This window comes from Pseudomonas sp. GD03858 (assembly GCF_029840925.1).
Lineage (GTDB): Bacteria > Pseudomonadota > Gammaproteobacteria > Pseudomonadales > Pseudomonadaceae > Aquipseudomonas.
In genome coordinates this window covers 84612-101464 of sequence record NZ_JAOCDM010000006.1, presented here as the reverse complement: position 1 = coordinate 101464, position 16853 = coordinate 84612, and the positions used below count along the sequence as shown (strand labels likewise).

The window sequence follows — 16853 nt, the reverse complement described above, 5'->3', positions numbered from 1 at the left end:
CCGCTATCGCTTCATCCCACCGGTTATCCCTCCCTCCCGTGCTAGAATGCGCGCCTTCGAATCTGGAGGTAGACGCGTGCGCAAACTGGCGGTGGTAATGGCGGTGCTGGCCCTGGCGGGCTGTGACAACGAGGTCGAAGGCGTGCACAAACAGGTGGCCGAACACCTGAACAACCCCAAGACGGCCAAGTTCGCCAACGTGCGGTTCGACACCCAGGGCTCCATCTGTGGCCAGGTGCGTGGCAAGGACGATGCCGGGCAGTACGAACCCTACCGCAGCTACGTGGCCATCAAGCATGACGGTCAGTACGAGATCCTCATCGATCAGACGGGCAACAACCTGCGTATCCGCGAACTCTGCGGCGGCGCCGACCTGCAGCGCCGCGCCGACGCGATCGCCGACCAGCCGGCACCCGAGGGCTGGGATGTGGAAGTGATCCAGGGCCCGAACATGGGGGCGCTGACCGACATGACCGCGCGCCTGATCGAAAAGGGCATTCCTTCCTGGGTCGAGTACCGTGACAGCAAGCCAGTGGTCTTGATGGGGCCGTTCCCGACCAGGGACGAGGCCGATGCACGCAAGGCCGAAGTGATGGCCAAGCTGGGGACCGACTCGATCGTCATCCAGCACGGCGCCAAGCGCTGAGCCTGGGAGCAACGGATACCCCGGCGAAACTGTCACAGCCGCAAGGTCGCAGCTATGCTGCAAGTGGCAGGGTTTCAACGGGGGAGCGCCTCATGGCAACGCTGGAAAAGGCCATCGCCGTGGCCACCAGGGCACATGACGGACAGTTCGACAAGGGTGGAGCCGCCTACATACTCCACCCGTTGCGGGTGATGGCACGCATGGTCACGCCCGAGCAACGGATTGTCGCGGTGCTTCACGATGTGCTCGAAGATACCCCCCTGACACTGTCCGACCTGGCTCGCGAAGGCTTCCCGCTCAAGATCCTCGCTGCGTTGCTGGCGCTCAGCCGGCGCGACGGGGAGAGCTATGAAACCTTCGTCGTGCGTCTGGGTGTCGACCCGCTGGCCCGCCAGGTCAAGCTGGCGGACCTGGCCGACAACAGCGATCTCTCGCGCATCCCCAGCCCTGGTCCCGCGGATCTCGCCCGGCTTTCTCGGTACCAGCAGGCCAGCGCCTACCTGCGCGCGCTGACCTGACCCGGCTCAGCCGCAGGCCTTCAGGTTGACCGGCCCGACGAAGTCGTTGCCACGTCCCATCACGCACGCCACCTGCTGGTTGCGCTGCAGCTCCCAGGCTTGCGGTGGGTAGGTCTTGTTCCAGGCTTCGAACAGCTGGCGGTCCTGTTTCGACAGGCGCAGGTCGTACTGCTTGCTCATGTAGAAATACGTGCGCGCGATCATGCCGCGGATCGAGGGGCGCGGCATCACCTTCTTGGCCTTGAAATCGACCTGGGTCAGGCAGGCACCGTACTGGCCCTGCTGCGCGGGCAGCCAGCCGAAGCTGTAGTTGCTGCGGTCGCCGTTGACCTCGCCGATGCTCGGCACCAGATTGTGCAGGTCGGCCTCGGCGCGTTGGTAGACCGTGTCGTGGCGCGAGCAGTTCTTGCGCCCGCCGCTCTGCCAGCACTGGCGTTGGTGGCCGATCTGCCAGGCCGGCACGATGTGTTCCCACTCGATGCGCGAGGCGCGTTGCAGGTTCTTGCGGGGTTCATAGCCACAGGAGGCCAGGTCGACCTTGTTGCCCTTGTACTTGCAGCCACAGTAGAACTCGGTGGACTGCGGCGCATACAGACGCCACGCGACCTTCTTGGCTTCCTGGAAGGTGCGTGGGGCGTCGGCATGGGCGAGGGTGGTGGTCAACAGCAGGCAGGCGGCAGCGAAAAGCGAAACTCTCATGTGCGGTCAGTCTTCCTTGGGCACGGTCCAGAAGATCTGCACGCCGCCGTCGTCGCGGTGGGCGAGGGTGACATTGTCGTTCTCGGCAATTTCCTCGAGCAGGTTGTGCCAGTCGTCGGGCGATTCGTGCTCCAGGCGGAAGATCAGCGCGGCGCGGCTGCGCTGGGCGGTGGGGCTGTTGATGATCTTCTGGATGCGCTGACCCAGTTGTTCGTAGCTGCTCGGTGTTGCGACGGCGGTACTGGCCACAGGGGGAGTCCTTGTTTTGCTGTATGCGCATACAGTATTTCACTGTAGGCCGTTTCGCAACAGCGAGTAGGCTAAAAGCCCGATCAAGGGACTCCCAACTGTAGCCTCACACCGCCTTGCTGTTCAGCAGGCGCAAGCCAAGGCCGATGAATAGCGCCCCGCAGGCACGCTTGAACCAGGCGGCGATGGGCGAAGCCTTCATGCGCTGGCCGAAGCGGTAGGCGGTGAAGCTGTAGAACGAATGCACCGCGCAGACGATCACCGCCATGCTCACGTACATCACCGTGAACTGAGCGAGGATCGGTCGACCGGGCTCGAGGAATTGGGGCAGGAACGCGACGAAGAACATCAGGCTCTTGGGATTGCTCGCCGAGACCAGGAACGCCTCGACGGCGATGCGCCATCGCGACAGCGCGCTGACCGGCAGCGCAGCCGTGGCCGGTGGGCTGGCAGGGTTGCGCGAGAGCAATTGGCGTACCCCCAGGTAGATGAGGTAGCCGGCACCTGCCAGCTTCAGCGCGAGGAATGCCGTGGGCAGCGAGATCAGCAGCGCGCCCACGCCCATCGCCACGGCGGTAATCGCCAGCAGTTGCGCGGTGAGATTGCCCAGCATGCTCATGCCCATGCCCGAGGGACCATGGCGCAATGCGTTGCGCACGGTCAGCAGGACATTGGGGCCGGGAATGAGCGAGGTGAGCAGGTAGGCGAGGGAGAAGGTCAGCCAAAGGTGCAGGGCCATGGAGCGCGTCCTGTGCGCAGGGGGGAAACTGCACGATGCCAGCAATGCCGTCGGACCGCCATGGGAATTTGCCGGCTGACGCTGGCCATGGCGGCAGTCGTCAGCCCGGGCGACGCATGTTTACCAGAGCGCCACCGCAGCGGCCCCGACCACTCGCGTGAAGGTGGCGATCGCGCTGTCCACATCGGCCTCGCTGGTGTAGCGCCCGATGCTCAGGCGCACGCTGTTGCGCGCCTGGCGCTCATCGAGCCCCAGCGCCAGCAGCACGTGGGAGGCGGCATTGCTCGCCGAGTTGCACGCGGACGTGCTGGACAGCGCCAGCTCGCCCGCCAGGGCCAGGCTGTTGAACCCTTTGGCATCGATGCACAGGTTGAGGGTATGGGGAATGCGCTGTTGCGCACAGCCATTGAGCGTGACCCCCGGCAACGCCAGCAAGCCATCGCGCAGGCGCTGGGCGAGCCGCTCGAGGTGCTGGTACTCTGCCTCGCCCGGCTGGCCGGCGAGGGCGAAGGCGCTGCCCATGCCGACGATCTGGTGGGTGGCCAGCGTGCCGGAGCGCAGTCCGCGTTCGTGGCCGCCGCCATGCATCTGCGCGCGCATCAGCGGGCGGGCGCGAGGGCCGACATAGAGGGCGCCGATGCCTTTCGGACCGTAGACCTTGTGGGCCGAGAACGACATCAGATCGACGGCCTGGCACGCCAGGTCGATCACCACCTTGCCTACCGCCTGGGCCGCATCGACATGCAGCAGGGCCCCCTGCTGGCGAACCCGCGCGCCAATGCTGGCGAAGTCGGTGAGCGTGCCCAGTTCGTTGTTCACCGCCATCAGCGATACCAGGCGCGTGTCCGGGCGCAGCGCCGCCTGTACGGCGTCGGGCTGGATCAGGCCGCGGGCATCCGGCGCCAGGCGGGTCACTGCCCAGCCCTGGCGTTCCAGTTCCGCGGCGGTGTCGAGCACGGCCTTGTGTTCGAGCTGGCTGGTGATCAGGTGCCCCGGTTGGTCATAGCCCTGGGCGATGCCCTTGAGGGCGAGGTTGTTGGATTCGGTGGCGCCGGAGGTCCAGACCAGGTCGTCGACTTGCGCGCCGATCCGCCCTGCCACCTGGCGACGCGCCTGCTCGACCGCCTCGCGGGCCATCTGGCCGTGGAGGTGCCCAGTGGAGGCCGGGTTGCCGAAGTTGGCCGAACGGCCAAGGCAGCCAAGCATGGCTTCGATGACCCGGTCATCGACCGGGGTGGTGGCGGCATAGTCGAAGTAGAGCGGGGTACTGGACATGATCGCGTGCGGGTCCGTGCGGGGACGCCGCCTGCCGGCGTCCATGACCTGCATGTTAAGCAAGAATGGAGATGAAAATTTTTCCTTGATCTTTTGATTTAAAGGCTTTGAAAATATTTTTTTCTACGAAATGACATGCATATGGAAAATTAATTTCCGAGGGCTCAGGCGCTTTCCAGTGCTTGCTGATCCTGCGCCACCACTCGCTCGCACAACTCGATGATCTGCTCACGCATCCAGCGGTTCGCCGGATCCTGGTCGGTGCTTTCGTGCCAGTAGAGGTGGGTTTCCAGCGCCGGCACCTCCACCGGCAGCGACTGATAGCGCAACTGGTGGCGGCGGGCGAAACGCTCGGGCACGGTCATGACCATGTCGGTCTGCTGCAGCACCTGCGAGGCCATCAGGTAGTGCTGCGAGCGCAGCGCGACACGCCGTTGCACGCCCATCTTGCCCAGGGCCAGATCGACATAGCCCAGGCCGTTGCGGCGGCTGGAGATATGGATATGGGTCATGCCCAGGTAGGTGTCGAGCGTGAGCTTGCTGTCGGCCAGCGGATGGCCGGGGCGCATGGCGCAGACATAGTGATCCTGCATCAGCTTAACGTGCCGCACCTGCGGATCGGTATTGAGTGGGGCATCGACGGCGAAGTCCAGTCGCCCGGCCGCCAGTTCCTTGGTGGTTTCGCGGCGCTTGCACAGGAAACTCTCGATCACCAGCGCCGGAGCCAGGCGGCGCAGGCGCTGGAACAAGGGCGGCAGGATCACCGCCTCGGTCAGGTCGGTCATGCTGATGCGGAAGGTCTTGCTGGCCTGCAGCGGGTTGAAGATGCGGCTTTCCTGCACCGAGGTGCGCAGCAGCGTCAAAGCGTTGCGCACCGGGCCGATGATGTTCTGCGCCATGGGCGTGGGCACCATGCCCTGGGCGGTGCGCACGAACAGCGGGTCGTTGAAGGTCTCGCGCAGGCGCGACAGGGCGTTGGACACCGCCGGCTGGGTGATGCCGACGATCTGCCCGGCGCGGGTCAGGTTGGCTTCGGTGTAGATGGCGTCGAAGACGATGAACAGGTTGAGGTCGACCTTGCTGAGGTTCATGGGCGCCGCTCTTCGTTGGAGTTATTGGTCGATCATATATCGGTTATGAATGTTTATACACGTAGAAAATAGACTAGGTGGATGAAGGGTGGCTGTTCTAGGCTCAGGTCCATGTTCTTCATTGACTGAAGGTAGCCCCGATGGATTTCGCCTATTCGCCCAAGGTCCAGGCACTGCGCGAGCGCGTCGCCGCATTCATGGATGCATATGTCTATCCGGCCGAGCCGGTGTTCGAGCGCCAGGTCGCCGAGGGCGATCGCTGGCAGCCCACCGCGATCATGGAAGAGCTCAAGGCCAAGGCCCGTGCCGAAGGGCTGTGGAACCTGTTCCTGCCTGAGTCCGAGTATGGCGCGGGGCTGAGCAACCTCGAGTACGCGCCATTGGCCGAAATCATGGGTCGCTCGCTGCTGGGGCCTGAGCCGTTCAACTGCTCGGCGCCAGACACCGGCAACATGGAAGTGCTGGTGCGCTACGGCAGCGAAGCGCAGAAACAGCAGTGGCTGGAGCCGCTGCTGCGTGGCGAGATCCGTTCGGCTTTCGCCATGACCGAGCCGGACGTGGCCTCTTCGGACGCCACCAACATGGCCGCCAGCGCCGTGCGCGACGGTGACGAGTGGGTGATCAACGGTCGCAAGTGGTGGACCTCCGGCGCCTGCGACCCACGCTGCAAGGTAATGATCTTCATGGGCTTGTCCAATCCGGACGGCCAGCGCCACCAGCAGCACTCGATGATCCTGGTGCCGACCGACGCACCCGGGGTGAAGATCGTCCGCCCGCTGCCGGTGTTCGGCTACGACGACGCGCCCCACGGCCACGCCGAAGTGCTGTTCGAGAACGTGCGCGTGCCTTATGAAAACGTGCTTCTTGGCGAGGGCCGTGGCTTCGAGATCGCCCAGGGCCGCCTCGGCCCGGGCCGTATCCACCACTGCATGCGCTCGATCGGCATGGCCGAGCGCGCCCTGGAGCTGATGTGCAAGCGCTCGGTCGAGCGCACCGCCTTCGGCCGGCCCTTGGCGCGGCTGGGGGGCAACGTCGACAAGATCGCCGACTCGCGGATGGAGATCGACATGGCCCGCCTGCTGACCCTGAAGGCCGCCTACATGATGGACACCGTCGGCAACAAGGTGGCGCGCAGCGAGATCGCCCAGATCAAGGTAGTGGCGCCGAATGTCGCGCTGAAGGTGATCGACCGGGCCATCCAGATCCATGGCGGGGCGGGGGTGAGCGGTGATTTCCCGCTGGCGTACATGTATGCGATGCAGCGTACCCTGCGCCTGGCCGACGGGCCGGATGAAGTGCACCGGGCAGCGATCGGCAAGTATGAGATTGGCAAGTATGTGCCGAAGGAGATGTTGCGTAGCGGGCACTGAAGAGCATCGTGACCAGCCCGCTCAGGTTCGGCTGCACGCCTGAACAGGCTGGTTACAGGGTTGGTTTTAAGACTCTTCTCTAGGCAGAGTAGGAAAGGTCTCTTTCGCTTTTTCTCGGGTAACAGGGCGACCTTCACTTGTTAGGTTCTTGAGCTTTCAGCGCAAAAGGAACCTGCACATGTATCGCGTCAGTCTTGAAGGGAAAGGCCAGGCAGTAGATGGTGATGTGACCACCACGGGTGCAATCTGCATTGCCAGCGATGAGGGTTACATCTGTGATGGGCGAAAGGTCCTGCGGGTCGGGGACTCGACTACCGAATGTCCGCTCTGCTGCCAACCTGGCGTCGTTGTAGAGGGCTACCTCGGGTGGATTTCCGATGGTCAGCCACTGGCGATGGATGGTTCCCTGGTTGCCTGTGGCTGCCCGAACGGCAGTAACAGGGTGGTTGCTCCTTTGGGTGGAATGGCGCCGTCCAGTCATCCCATGGATGGCAGGCAGACAAACGCGGCTACGGTCCCCGGTGCCCGCACTCTCCATGCCCTAGCCAACGCACAGGTGCCTGGTGCCATCGCCTCTGCGCAAGCCGGGTTGGAGCCCGGGTTTCATATCGTTCCCCGCAGCATGTCCGGCCCCCAGGTACTGGCGCAGTTGTTGGCGCAGGACAGCACGCTGCCTATTGCACGCATCCAGCGCCTGAACCCCACCTTCGACCAAGGTTTCAAGGCCGGTGAAATCTTCGTCCTCGGTGACCCCGACAACCACCACGCCTGCACCCGCGAGGAGGCCGACCTGATGGTTGCGGCGCAGCGGGCGCGGGAGGCACTGGCTGTGCTCGACGAGCAGGAAGCCAACTTCATGATGCAGCACATTGGCGAGGTCGCCGGAGTACTCAATGGTGCGGGTCAATCCATGGGCGTGGGCAAGGACATGCTGTCGCGCGGGCTGGGGCAAGTGGGAGATACGCTCAAGGGGCTAGAAAACCTGCATCAGCGCGAGTTCACCTTGCATGGTCATCTCAATAGCCCGCAATTCTTCGAATCACGTCGAGCGCTCTATCAGCAGCTGGATGCACAGCTGCGTAGTGCGTTTCTGGGTAAGTACCTGAACCTTGGTGGGCATGACAGTCTGCGCAAGAGCTTGAATATCTCTACTAAAAGCCTCGTGCATCACTGGTCAAAGGCAGGTGTACCGGGGGCGATACCGGGGTATGCGACGCATTTGGATGAAGTGGCGAAGATGTCGAAGTATTTGAAGTATGGGGGGCATGTGGCGGTGGGCTTGGGGGCGACGTCTTCTTACATGAAGATTTACGAGGCTTGCCGTGCAGGGGAGACCGAAGAGTGTAAAAAGGTCAGACTTACTGAGACAGGCAGCTTTGTCGGTGGGCTAGCTGGAGGTACCGCAGGCGCCTGGCTTGGGGGCGCAGCAGCCAGGTATGTTTGCTATTTCGGTCCGTGGGGAAAGGCGGTGTGTGGTATCGCGATGGTTGGTAGTGGTTCTTACACAGGTGCCGCGTTAATAAGCAAGGGAGGAGAAATATCTGGAGAGATGATCTACGAGCACGTATATGATCGATCTGAGTGACTGGCCGGCAGGGCTGAAAGTTGCTTCATTGCTGATACCTTTCTTCATCATGCTATTAGGTATGGCGATCCATGTGCACATCGCTATCTCGCGGCACTTCGATGTTATGTGTGCGGCCCTTCAGCGAAGTAAATGTCTGTTAGATGAGCTTAAGCGAGGAGGGGGTTTTACTTTAAAATTTAGAACCTTGACGGTTAGTGCAATAACAGGTGTTCTGATGTGGCCGGTGCTATCTATGCGGCAAGGTGATCTGGATCCGCAAGACTATCGCGAGTTTCCGACCTATCTCAAAAGACGTATGAGAGCAGCAATGTGTTGTATGGCGATTGGTATGGGGTGGATGTCACTTATTGTGATTTTTGTGGAGTTTAGACGTGCAGTGTAACTTTGGTGTATGGGGTAAAGCCCTATGTGGTATCGCAGTCGTTGGTGCTGGCTAATTTGGTGGTGCCGAGGGTGGCTCGGATGTAGGGGAGTGGATGGGTGAGTTGATCTATGAGGTTAATTATGATTGACCTTAGTGGATGGCCTGTCAGCTTAAGGATTGTCTTGCTAATTGTCCCTTTTCTGTTACTGACTATAGGAATCATCATCAATGTCTACATTGCGTGTTCAGGCCAATTCAATGTCATGTGTCGTGCATTTGGTCGGACTCGAGGTCTAGACGATGAGGTTCTTCTCTGGGGGACGACGAGGCTGAGGTCGCGCATGCTAATCGTGAGTGCGATGAGTCTCGCTTTTATATGGCCATCCCTAGGGCTTCGTCGCGGTTGGTTGGATCTTGAAGACAGTAATGAGTTTCCGAATGGCTTGAGATGCAGCATGAAGTTAAGTAGCTATTGCTTGCTCGCTTGTTGGCCTGGGCGTGCTGTTTTTTCTAACGTCGTTCGTCAAGGTTACAAGGTCATGATGATCTTCGAGGACCGAGAGGTAATGGTCTGAAAAACCGCCCCGCATTGGTAGAGCTTCAGGTACCAATGCGGGGCGCGGTGGCCAGGTGTTTACTCAGGGCGTCTTGAGGTCCAGCACCAGATCCTTCGCCGCCTTGGTCGCGAGCACGCTCATCAGTTTGGCCATTTCGTCCTGACGACCAAGCCCCGCGTCGGTACCTCCCATCATCACGCTGGGCACCGGTGCCTGGGCCGCCGCGTCGGCCCAGGCACGGTTGATCTGCACCAGGGCATCGAGCTTGGTCTGCAGGGCACCGTCGGCCTTGAGCGAGGCCTCTCGCGCATAGGCCTCCGCGTCGGCGGTGATCTTGGTGGCCTCGGCATTGACCTTGGCTTTGTCACGGAGCAGCTCGGCGGTTTGCTTGTCGATCTCGGCCTGGCGTTTTTCCCGTTCGGCATTGATCAGCGTGAGCTGCTTCTCGGTCTCGGCTTGCGTGGTGCGTTCGATCTGCTGGCGCAGACTTTCCTGGCGCTTGGCCTCGACGTCCTTGGCGCCGCGGGCCGAGACCAGCTCTTTCTCTTCCTCTTCCTTGAGCCGGTTCTGCCGGGCCACGGCCAGTTCGGCCAGGGCCTGCTGCACCCTTACCATGCGCTCCTGATACTGGGGGTTGGGGTCGATGTGCGTCACCCGGGCATCGACGACCTCGACGCCGAACAGGCGGAACTGCTGTTGCTTGCGCAGTTCCTGGCCGTCTTTGTCGAGCTTCTTCTCGATGACGAAGCGGGTCGCGGAGTTGTCGCCGAAGCTGCCCTGGTCGGTGCCCGACTGGAGTATGGCGGTCTGTGCCGGCAGGTTGTCGCGCTGCACGCGGATCTCCTTGCGACTGGTCAGGTACAGGCCGTTGCGCAGCTGGTTCTCGAATTCGGCGCCGAAATGACTGCGGTTGCCGGCGTAGTAGTCATCGGCGCTCATCAAGGAAGCCGTGGCCTGCAGGGTTTCCTTGACCGCGGGCAGCAGGGCGCGTTGCAGGAAGTTGTCGGGGGTGCGGTATTCCTGGGCAATCTTCAGGAAAGCATCGCCCGAAGGCAGGCGGAACTGGGTGCTGAATTCCGCCTTGGCGTCTACGTTGCCGAGGAACACGATCGGCAGGTTTTCCAGGACTACCGAGGGATGTCCGCTGCGGTTGTCTTCCTGATTGTCCACCCGCAGGGCCGACTGGACGCCAATGGTGCGTCGCCAGACCGTGCTGCGGCCGAACCATTGGGTCGCGTAGCCGACGTCCTCGACCACCTTCTCCTCGCCGAAGATCGTGCGCACGTGGGTCATCTGGCCCGCTTCGTTGTAGAAGAACACATGATTGAACAGCGTTGCGACGCCGCCCAGGACGACGACCGGGATAGCGATGCTGGCGATGAGCCTGCGACTGATGTGGGGGAGAGTGAAGCCAGGGATTGGCAGTTTTTGCATGGAAGCACTCCTTGTGCGAGAGCAGGCATGCTGGCGATGCAGAGGGCGGATCTCAATCAGATCGGATGGACGTGGTCGTAGGATGGATCCCGATAGCCTGACAGCAGAAAACCCGCCATAGCGGGTCTTCCGGGGGCGAGTCACTTGCTTGGCGTCAGATCCCGGCCGCCAGCTTCGCACCTGTCTGCCGACGACGATATGCGCTGTCCCGGCTGGCCAGCCACCAGTACAGCGGCGAGGTGATCGCCAGCCCCACCAGCCACGACAGGTCGGCGCCGTTGATGTGCGCCGACACCGGCCCGACATACAGCGGCGTGTTCATGAACGGAATCTGCACCGCGATGCCCACCGCGTAGGCGATCAGCGCCTGCGGGTTGTAGCGCCCGTAGATGCCGCCGTCGACCTTGAAGATCGACTCGATGTCGTAGTCGCCCTTGTGGATCACATAGAAGTCGATCAGGTTGATCGCCGTCCACGGCACCAGCACCACCAGCAGCACCAGGACCATGTCGACGAAGTGGCCGATGAAGTCGGCCGAGGCGAACACCGCCACCACGCAGCAGGCGGCCAGCACGATCAGCGACAGCACGGCGCGGCTCTTGGCGGTGGGGATCCAGCGGTAGGCGAAGGTCTGCACCAGGGTGATGATCGACAGCACCGCGCCGTACAGGTTGAGCGCGTTGTGGCTGATCACGCTGAGCAGGAACAGCACCAGCATCAATGGGCCGAGGGTGCCGGTGGCGAGCTTGACCGCGTCCATGGTGTCCATGCCGGCCGGGATCGCCAGCACCGCGACCGCGCCGAAGATGAACGACAGGCTCGAGCCCAGGGCCGAGCCCAGGTAGGTGGTCCAGAAGGTCGAACTTACCTTGACGTCGGCCGGCAGGTAGCGCGAATAGTCCGACACATAAGGGGCGAAGGCGATCTGCCACAGCGCCGCCAGCGACACGGTGGCCAGCCAGCCGGCCAGGTTGAAGCCGCCGCGGGTGAGGAAGTCGTCGCTCTGCACGTGGCTGAAGATGTAGCCGAAGCCGACCACGATACCGATGCCCAGCACCCAGGTGCCGATGCGGTTGAGCACATGGATGAAGCGGTAGCCGATGATGCCGATGATGCCCGAGCCCAGCGCGCCGATGACGATGCCCACCGGTACCGGCACGGCCTCGACCACGCCATGCAGCGACTTGCCCGCCAGGACGATGTTGGAGGCGAAGAAGCCGATGTACATCACCCCGGCGATCACCACCACCAGCAATGCGCCGAGCGAGCCGAACTGGGCGCGGCTCTGGATCATCTGCGGGATGCCCATCTGCGGGCCCTGGGCCGAATGCAGCGCCATGAGCACGCCGCCGACCAGGTGGCCGACCAGGATGGCGACGATGCCCCACACGAGGTTGAGATGGAATAGCTGCACGCCCAGCGCGCCGGTGACGATGGGCAAGGGCGCGATGTTGCCGCCGAACCACAGTGTGAACAGATCCCTTACCTTTCCATGGCGGTCTTGCGGCGGCACGTAGCCGATCGTGTGTTTCTCGATGAGGGGGGCCGAATTGGCTGCGCTGGTCATGACTGACTCCAAGGCAAGGTGGGGCATCGGGTGTTGCCCGGGTGCGTGCCGGCAAGGGGCGACGCGTTCTTGTTGGAGCGATGATGCGGGGCGGGCCGGGATCGAGAAATTAGTAAATATGTGCTCATGAACCTTAAAAAAACTAAGGCTGGCAGCGGGTCGCATGGAGGGCTGGCAGGTGCCGCTGACGGGCTTTGGGCGCGGACCTTTCAAGGTCTTGGGGGCGATTGACCGAGTGAGGGCCGCGAGGTGTTCGCCGCGAGCCTTGCAGCGCCTATCAGATCGAGCGCCGCCCGCGCGGCGCATCGCGACGCAAGGCCGCTCCTACATTTGTTTCGGGCCAGTCCATCCTGCGCCATTGCCTGGTCCGCCTTGTTGGTACGACGCGGTATCAAGGCGGGCACTGCTGGCGCCTCGCCTGACTTGAGGCATGCACCAAGGCGGGCAGCGGTACTTTCACAGGAATAATTGGCCCGAAACAGATGTAGGAGCGGCCTTGCGTCGCGATGCGCCGCGCGGGCGGCGCTCGATCTGATAGGCGCTGCAAGGCCAACGGCGAACACCTTGAAAGGGATGGGCTTTAAGCGGGCACCATCGCAAAGCCGACGCCGAAGCGGTTCCAGGCATTGATGGTGGCGATGGCCAGGGTCAGGTTGGCGACCTCTGAGCTGGAGAAGTGCTCAAGCAGCGCCTGATATTCATCCTGCGGCGCGCCACGCTCGGGCAGGCGTGTCAGGCTTTCGACCCAGGCCAGGGCGGCGCGCTCGCGTGGGCTGAAATAACGCGTTTCGCGCCACACACTCAAGGTCTGCAGGCGGGCTTCGGTTTCCCCGGCCTTGCGCGCATCGTTGGCGTGCATGTTGACGCAATAGGCGCAGCCATTGATCTGCGAGGCACGCAGGCGGATCAGCTCCAGCAGCGAGTGCTCCAGGCCCGAGGCGATCAGGGCCTGTTCGAGACCGACCATGGCCTTGTAGGCTTGCGGCGAGTGTTTGGCCCATTCGATACGGTCATGCATGGTGTGGCTCCAGATGGATAGGGAAGTGACGTCACCTTAGCGCCAGTCAAGCTCAGGTCGAATAGCCAATCGCGCGCTTTGCCAGGAGGCCAATCGCTCATTCAGCTGGCCACTGATGGGCATGCAATCTCTTCATTTCAGCCGTGGCTGCCGAGCCGGGATAATGGGCCGGTCTTTAGCGGAGAACCGATTCATGTCCGACGAACGTTACATGCGCGAAGCCCTCGACCTGGCCCGTGCCAACATCCACGCCGGCGGTCGCCCGTTCGGTGCCGTGCTGGTGTACCAGGGACAGGTCGTGGCCCGTGCCGTCAACGAGATCCACAGCACCCAGGATCCAACCAGCCATGCCGAGATGCAGGCGATTCGCCAAGCGGCTCGGACCTTGGGGCGGGCGCGTCTGGAAGGGGCGGAAATCTACGCCAGCGGCCATCCCTGCCCGATGTGCCTGGCAGCCATGCACCTGTGTGGCATCGAGCGGGCCTGGTTCGCCTATGACAATGACGAGGGCGAGCCCTACGGGCTGTCCACCGCCGCGGTCTATGCGCAGATGGCGCGTGCGCCGCAGCAGCAGAGCTTGCCGCTGCGTCCGCTCAAGCCGGCTGGCGAGGATGGCCTGTACCGCGAGTGGCAGCAGGCCGGCCAGGCATGAGGGCGACACTGAACCTGTTGCTGGTGGTGTTGCTGGCACTGAACCTGCGGCCGATCCTCACCAGCATCGGCCCGTTGCTCGAACCCATGCGCCAGAGCACTGGGCTGGGCTACCAGCAGGCCGCGTTGCTGACTGCGTTGCCGGTGCTTTGCATGGGCCTTGTGCCGCTGCTGCAGCCTTGGCTGCGGCGCTGGTTGAGCGAGCACGGTGGCATGCTCGCCGGTCTTGCGGCCATCGCCCTGGCTTGCGTGTGGCGTCTGCAACTGGACAGCGCCTGGGCGCTGATCGCCAGTGCGGTGGTCGCCGGCCTGGGCGTGGCAGTGGTGCAAGGCATGATGCCGGGGCTGGTCAACCGTTGGTTCCCCAGCCGTCTGGCGGCGACCATGGGGCTGTATTCGGCGGCGCTGATGAGCGGTGGCGGCTTGGCGGCTGTGCTCGGTCCGTCGCTTACCGCGCACTTCGGCCACTGGCAGGCCGGCCTCGGCCTGTGGGCGGTGCCTGCGCTGCTGGCGCTGCTGGCCTGGCTTGTCCTGCGCCCACGGCAGGAGGTCCCCAGCCTGGCGGGAGGCGGCGGCGGGCACTGGTTCGGCAACCGTCGCGCCTGGCTGCTGGCCCTGTATTTCGGACTGATCAATGGCGGCTACACCAGCATGGTGGCCTGGCTTCCGGCGTACCACCTGGAGCATGGCGGCACGGCCCAGGGTGGCGGTGAGCTGGTCGGCCTGATGACGATCTTCCAGGTTACCGGTGCCCTGGGCCTGCCCTTGCTGCTGCGCCGCCTGGTCGACCGCCGTCCCGGCCTGTGGCTGGCCCTGCTGATACAACTGGCCGGTTTCCTCGGCCTGTTGCTGGCGCCGGCCAGCGCGATGGGCCTGTGGGTGGCGATGATCGGCCTGGGCCTGGGGGCCTGCTTCAGCCTGAGTCTCACCTTGACCCTCGAGCACCTGCGCGCACCGGGTGAGGCCGGAAGCCTGGCCGCATTCGTTCAGGGCGTGGGCTTCATCGTCACCGGGATCGTGCCGTACATCACCGGTTGGCTGCGTGATGTCAGCGGCGACTTCCAGGCCTCCTGGACCTTGCTGGCCTGCACGGTGCTGGCGATGCTGCTGGTGACCGCGCGTTTCGCCCCGCGCGGTTACGCCCAGGCGATCGCCCGTGCCGAGCCCCCATCGGTGACGTCACTCAGCTGAGCTGCTGCAGGGTGTCGCGCACGCGATCCAGGGCCGGGTCGATGTCCAGCAGCTCGATGGCGCCGAAGCCCAGCGCCAACCCAGGGCGTACCGGGGCCTCGCTGAAGAACGGTGCCAGTGAGTAAAGGCCCACCTCGACCTTGCGCGCCAGGCGGATCAGCAGTTCGACATCGACGCCGGGCGTGGCCAGCGCGCTCAGGTGGAAGCCGGCGCTGGCGGGCACGGCGTTGAACCAGGGCGCGAGATCGCCGCCGAGCCGGTTCAGGATCCGCTCGCGGCGTGCGCTGTACACCTCGTGGCAGCGACGGATGTGCTTGTTCAGGTAACCCTCGCTGATGAACCGCGCCAAGGCCCACTGATGCAGGCTCGGACTATGCCAGTCGCTCAGGTGCTTGGCCACGCAGGCGGCTTGCAGCACTGCCGGGGGGAGCACCGCATAGCCCAGGCGCAGCTCCGACAGCAGGGTCTTGGAGAAGGTCCCGACATAGGCCACCAGCCCGTGTCGGTCCAGGCGCTGCAGGGCCTCGGCGGCCGGGCCCTGGTAGCGGAACTCGCAGTCGTAGTCGTCCTCGATGATCAGCGCGCCGAGCTCGGCGGCCCGCGCGAGCAGCGCCTGGCGTCGTGGCTCGGCCATGGGCATGCCCAGTGGAAATTGATGCGACGGCGTCACGTAGATCAATCGCGTGCCGTCCTCGATGGGCTCCACGCACATGCCCTGGTCGTCCACCGGCACCGACTGCAGCCGTGCGCCCAAGGCCAGGAACAGCTGGCGCGCCGGTGGGTAGCCGGGGTCCTCCATGGCCACCTTGCAGCCGGGCTCGACCAGCACCCGGGCGATCAGGTCCAGGGCCTGTTGGGCGCCGTTGCACACCAGCACATCGCCAGCCTCGCACTGCACGCCTCGGGTGTAGGCGATGTGGTGGGCGATGGCTTCGCGCAGCTCCGGCAGGCCCTGGGCCGCGAATTGCCGTTCAGTGTGCCGCTGGCTGCGGCGCAGGGCGTAATTCATGCAACTGCGCCACTGGTCATAGGGGAACTGCGCCTTGCTCGAGGCGCCGCCGATGAAGTCGTAGCGCGAGGGCGCGTCCAGCGCGCCCCGGCCCAGCACCGTGGTGCGCTGGCGCCAGCGTTCGAGGGTATCGGCGGCGGCCAGCGGGACGGCCTCGCTGGCATCGCTACGGATGGGTTGGCGCGGGGCAATGAAGGTCCCGCGGCCGACCACGCCATTGAGCAGGTTGTCGTAGGTCAGGCGTGAATAGGCCTCGGCCACCGTCTTGCGCGACACACCGAGCTGTTCGGCCAGCAGGCGGGTGGGGGGCAGTTGGGTGCCGGCGGCCAGGTGACCGCTGTCGATGCCGGCGCGTAGTTGCTGGTAGAGCTGGTCGGCGAGGCCTTTGCGGCCTTCGAGGCGGATGTGCAGTTCCATCGGGAGGACAGTCCGAAGCGCAAGGGATGTCAAAGCTTCGGGGTTTGCCGGCAAAGCTGCAAGGGACGGCGTCACAAGCCCGCACTCGCGCACCAGGGTCTTTCGCACGGGCGAGCGGATTTCAGAGGCGGGCGGTGCTGATGGTGATGTAGCCCTTTTCCGGCAGGGCGATGCGGATCACCGTTTCGTCGTCGCAGTCCTTGCGCTTCTGCTTGATGCGCACGCCATCGATGGCGGCATCGCGCATGCGGGCGGGAATGGCATGCCCCTTGGCGTCGAAGAGCGCCTCGCTGGCGAGCAGTTCGACACGTTCGATCAGTTGGCGGGTGTGCTCATCGGTGGCGCAGAAGAAGCGTACGCCGGACAGGTGCGGGTTGTCGTCGGGGTTGCTGACCTCATGGGCCAGCAGTTGGCGTAGGGTGTGGCGCAATTCTCGGGTGGGCATGGCTTGGCCTCGTCTGGAAGGCGTT

General features: G+C 63.7%; 17 protein-coding genes. 7 read left to right on the top strand and 10 right to left on the bottom strand.

The window, feature by feature from the left end; translation table 11 throughout:
- Positions 1-76 precede the first annotated feature (76 nt).
- Positions 77-646, top strand: coding sequence for an SPOR domain-containing protein (locus N5D48_RS03450; RefSeq protein ID WP_279881045.1), 570 nt, complete (start codon positions 77-79; stop codon positions 644-646).
- A gap of 92 nt (positions 647-738) precedes the next feature.
- Positions 739-1164 (top strand): GTP pyrophosphokinase, encoded by a 426-nt coding sequence (locus N5D48_RS03445; protein WP_279881043.1) that lies wholly within the window; start codon positions 739-741, stop codon positions 1162-1164.
- Positions 1165-1170: 6 nt separating this feature from the next.
- Here N5D48_RS03445 and N5D48_RS03440 read toward each other — a convergent pair whose 3' ends face one another.
- From N5D48_RS03440 to N5D48_RS03420, 5 genes are all read right to left on the bottom strand, one after another.
- Positions 1171-1863, bottom strand: coding sequence for an endonuclease I family protein (locus N5D48_RS03440; RefSeq protein ID WP_279881041.1), 693 nt, complete (start codon positions 1861-1863; stop codon positions 1171-1173).
- A gap of 6 nt (positions 1864-1869) precedes the next feature.
- Positions 1870-2112: a DUF1654 domain-containing protein gene (locus tag N5D48_RS03435; protein WP_279881039.1), complete on the bottom strand. Its 243-nt coding sequence runs from the start codon at positions 2110-2112 to the stop codon at positions 1870-1872.
- 106 nt (positions 2113-2218) lie between these two features.
- Entirely contained in the window at positions 2219-2851 is a 633-nt protein-coding gene (locus tag N5D48_RS03430) for a LysE family translocator (protein ID WP_279881037.1), read from the bottom strand.
- 120 nt (positions 2852-2971) lie between these two features.
- Positions 2972-4126, bottom strand: a complete 1155-nt coding sequence (locus N5D48_RS03425; protein ID WP_279881035.1) for an aminotransferase class V-fold PLP-dependent enzyme — start codon at positions 4124-4126, stop codon at positions 2972-2974.
- 164 nt (positions 4127-4290) lie between these two features.
- The gene (locus N5D48_RS03420; RefSeq protein ID WP_279881033.1) at positions 4291-5217 is read right to left on the bottom strand and encodes a LysR family transcriptional regulator; all 927 of its coding nucleotides are present in this window, start codon (positions 5215-5217) and stop codon (positions 4291-4293) included.
- 140 nt (positions 5218-5357) lie between these two features.
- On the opposite strand from N5D48_RS03420, the gene N5D48_RS03415 reads away from it, so the two are divergent.
- The 3 genes from N5D48_RS03415 (at position 5358) to N5D48_RS03405 (ending at position 8557) form a co-directional block, all read left to right on the top strand.
- Positions 5358-6587 carry an acyl-CoA dehydrogenase gene (locus tag N5D48_RS03415; RefSeq protein ID WP_279881031.1) on the top strand — a complete coding sequence of 410 codons (1230 nt, stop codon included), beginning with the start codon at positions 5358-5360 and terminating at the stop codon, positions 6585-6587.
- Between the two features lie 178 nt (positions 6588-6765).
- Positions 6766-8172 (top strand): PAAR domain-containing protein, encoded by a 1407-nt coding sequence (locus N5D48_RS03410; protein ID WP_279881028.1) that lies wholly within the window; start codon positions 6766-6768, stop codon positions 8170-8172.
- Positions 8156-8557, top strand: coding sequence for a hypothetical protein (locus N5D48_RS03405; protein WP_279881026.1), 402 nt, complete (start codon positions 8156-8158; stop codon positions 8555-8557). The genes N5D48_RS03410 and N5D48_RS03405 overlap by 17 nt, the downstream gene beginning before the upstream one ends.
- Positions 8558-9177: 620 nt before the next feature.
- Here the strand turns inward: N5D48_RS03405 and N5D48_RS03400 are convergent.
- From N5D48_RS03400 to N5D48_RS03390, 3 genes are all read right to left on the bottom strand, one after another.
- On the bottom strand, positions 9178-10530 hold the full coding sequence (locus N5D48_RS03400; protein WP_279881024.1) for an SPFH domain-containing protein: 1353 nt from the start codon (positions 10528-10530) through the stop codon (positions 9178-9180).
- 154 nt (positions 10531-10684) lie between these two features.
- Entirely contained in the window at positions 10685-12097 is a 1413-nt protein-coding gene (locus N5D48_RS03395) for a cytosine permease (RefSeq protein WP_279881022.1), read from the bottom strand.
- 580 nt (positions 12098-12677) lie between these two features.
- Positions 12678-13115: a carboxymuconolactone decarboxylase family protein gene (locus N5D48_RS03390; protein WP_279881020.1), complete on the bottom strand. Its 438-nt coding sequence runs from the start codon at positions 13113-13115 to the stop codon at positions 12678-12680.
- Between the two features lie 193 nt (positions 13116-13308).
- Here N5D48_RS03390 and N5D48_RS03385 point away from each other — a divergent pair, with 193 nt between their 5' ends.
- Complete coding sequence (locus N5D48_RS03385) at positions 13309-13767, top strand: nucleoside deaminase (RefSeq protein ID WP_279881016.1); 459 nt, start codon at positions 13309-13311, stop codon at positions 13765-13767.
- Positions 13764-14957: a cyanate transporter gene (locus tag N5D48_RS03380; protein WP_279881014.1), complete on the top strand. Its 1194-nt coding sequence runs from the start codon at positions 13764-13766 to the stop codon at positions 14955-14957. Before N5D48_RS03385 ends, N5D48_RS03380 begins: the two co-directional genes overlap by 4 nt.
- On the opposite strand, the gene N5D48_RS03375 is transcribed toward N5D48_RS03380, so the two are convergent.
- Positions 14950-16383 (bottom strand): PLP-dependent aminotransferase family protein, encoded by a 1434-nt coding sequence (locus N5D48_RS03375; RefSeq protein ID WP_279881012.1) that lies wholly within the window; start codon positions 16381-16383, stop codon positions 14950-14952. The genes N5D48_RS03380 and N5D48_RS03375 overlap by 8 nt on opposite strands.
- 121 nt (positions 16384-16504) lie before the next feature.
- On the bottom strand, positions 16505-16828 hold the full coding sequence (locus N5D48_RS03370) for a hypothetical protein (protein WP_279881009.1): 324 nt from the start codon (positions 16826-16828) through the stop codon (positions 16505-16507).
- Between the last annotated feature and the right edge of the window lie 25 nt (positions 16829-16853).

Bases quoted from the DNA above. Each gene is read 5' to 3' on its own strand.
- N5D48_RS03445 (WP_279881043.1), top strand. From the start codon at position 739: ATGGCAACGCTGGAAAAGGCCATCGCCGTGGCCACCAGGGCACATGAC.
- N5D48_RS03440 (WP_279881041.1), bottom strand. From the start codon at position 1,863: ATGAGAGTTTCGCTTTTCGCTGCCGCCTGCCTGCTGTTGACCACCACC.
- N5D48_RS03430 (WP_279881037.1), bottom strand. From the start codon at position 2,851: ATGGCCCTGCACCTTTGGCTGACCTTCTCCCTCGCCTACCTGCTCACC.
- N5D48_RS03425 (WP_279881035.1), bottom strand. From the start codon at position 4,126: ATGTCCAGTACCCCGCTCTACTTCGACTATGCCGCCACCACCCCGGTC.
- N5D48_RS03420 (WP_279881033.1), bottom strand. From the start codon at position 5,217: ATGAACCTCAGCAAGGTCGACCTCAACCTGTTCATCGTCTTCGACGCC.
- N5D48_RS03415 (WP_279881031.1), top strand. From the start codon at position 5,358: ATGGATTTCGCCTATTCGCCCAAGGTCCAGGCACTGCGCGAGCGCGTC.
- N5D48_RS03410 (WP_279881028.1), top strand. From the start codon at position 6,766: ATGTATCGCGTCAGTCTTGAAGGGAAAGGCCAGGCAGTAGATGGTGAT.
- N5D48_RS03405 (WP_279881026.1), top strand. From the start codon at position 8,156: ATGATCGATCTGAGTGACTGGCCGGCAGGGCTGAAAGTTGCTTCATTG.
- N5D48_RS03400 (WP_279881024.1), bottom strand. From the start codon at position 10,530: ATGCAAAAACTGCCAATCCCTGGCTTCACTCTCCCCCACATCAGTCGC.
- N5D48_RS03395 (WP_279881022.1), bottom strand. From the start codon at position 12,097: ATGACCAGCGCAGCCAATTCGGCCCCCCTCATCGAGAAACACACGATC.
- N5D48_RS03390 (WP_279881020.1), bottom strand. From the start codon at position 13,115: ATGCATGACCGTATCGAATGGGCCAAACACTCGCCGCAAGCCTACAAG.
- N5D48_RS03385 (WP_279881016.1), top strand. From the start codon at position 13,309: ATGTCCGACGAACGTTACATGCGCGAAGCCCTCGACCTGGCCCGTGCC.
- N5D48_RS03380 (WP_279881014.1), top strand. From the start codon at position 13,764: ATGAGGGCGACACTGAACCTGTTGCTGGTGGTGTTGCTGGCACTGAAC.
- N5D48_RS03375 (WP_279881012.1), bottom strand. From the start codon at position 16,383: ATGGAACTGCACATCCGCCTCGAAGGCCGCAAAGGCCTCGCCGACCAG.
- N5D48_RS03370 (WP_279881009.1), bottom strand. From the start codon at position 16,828: ATGCCCACCCGAGAATTGCGCCACACCCTACGCCAACTGCTGGCCCAT.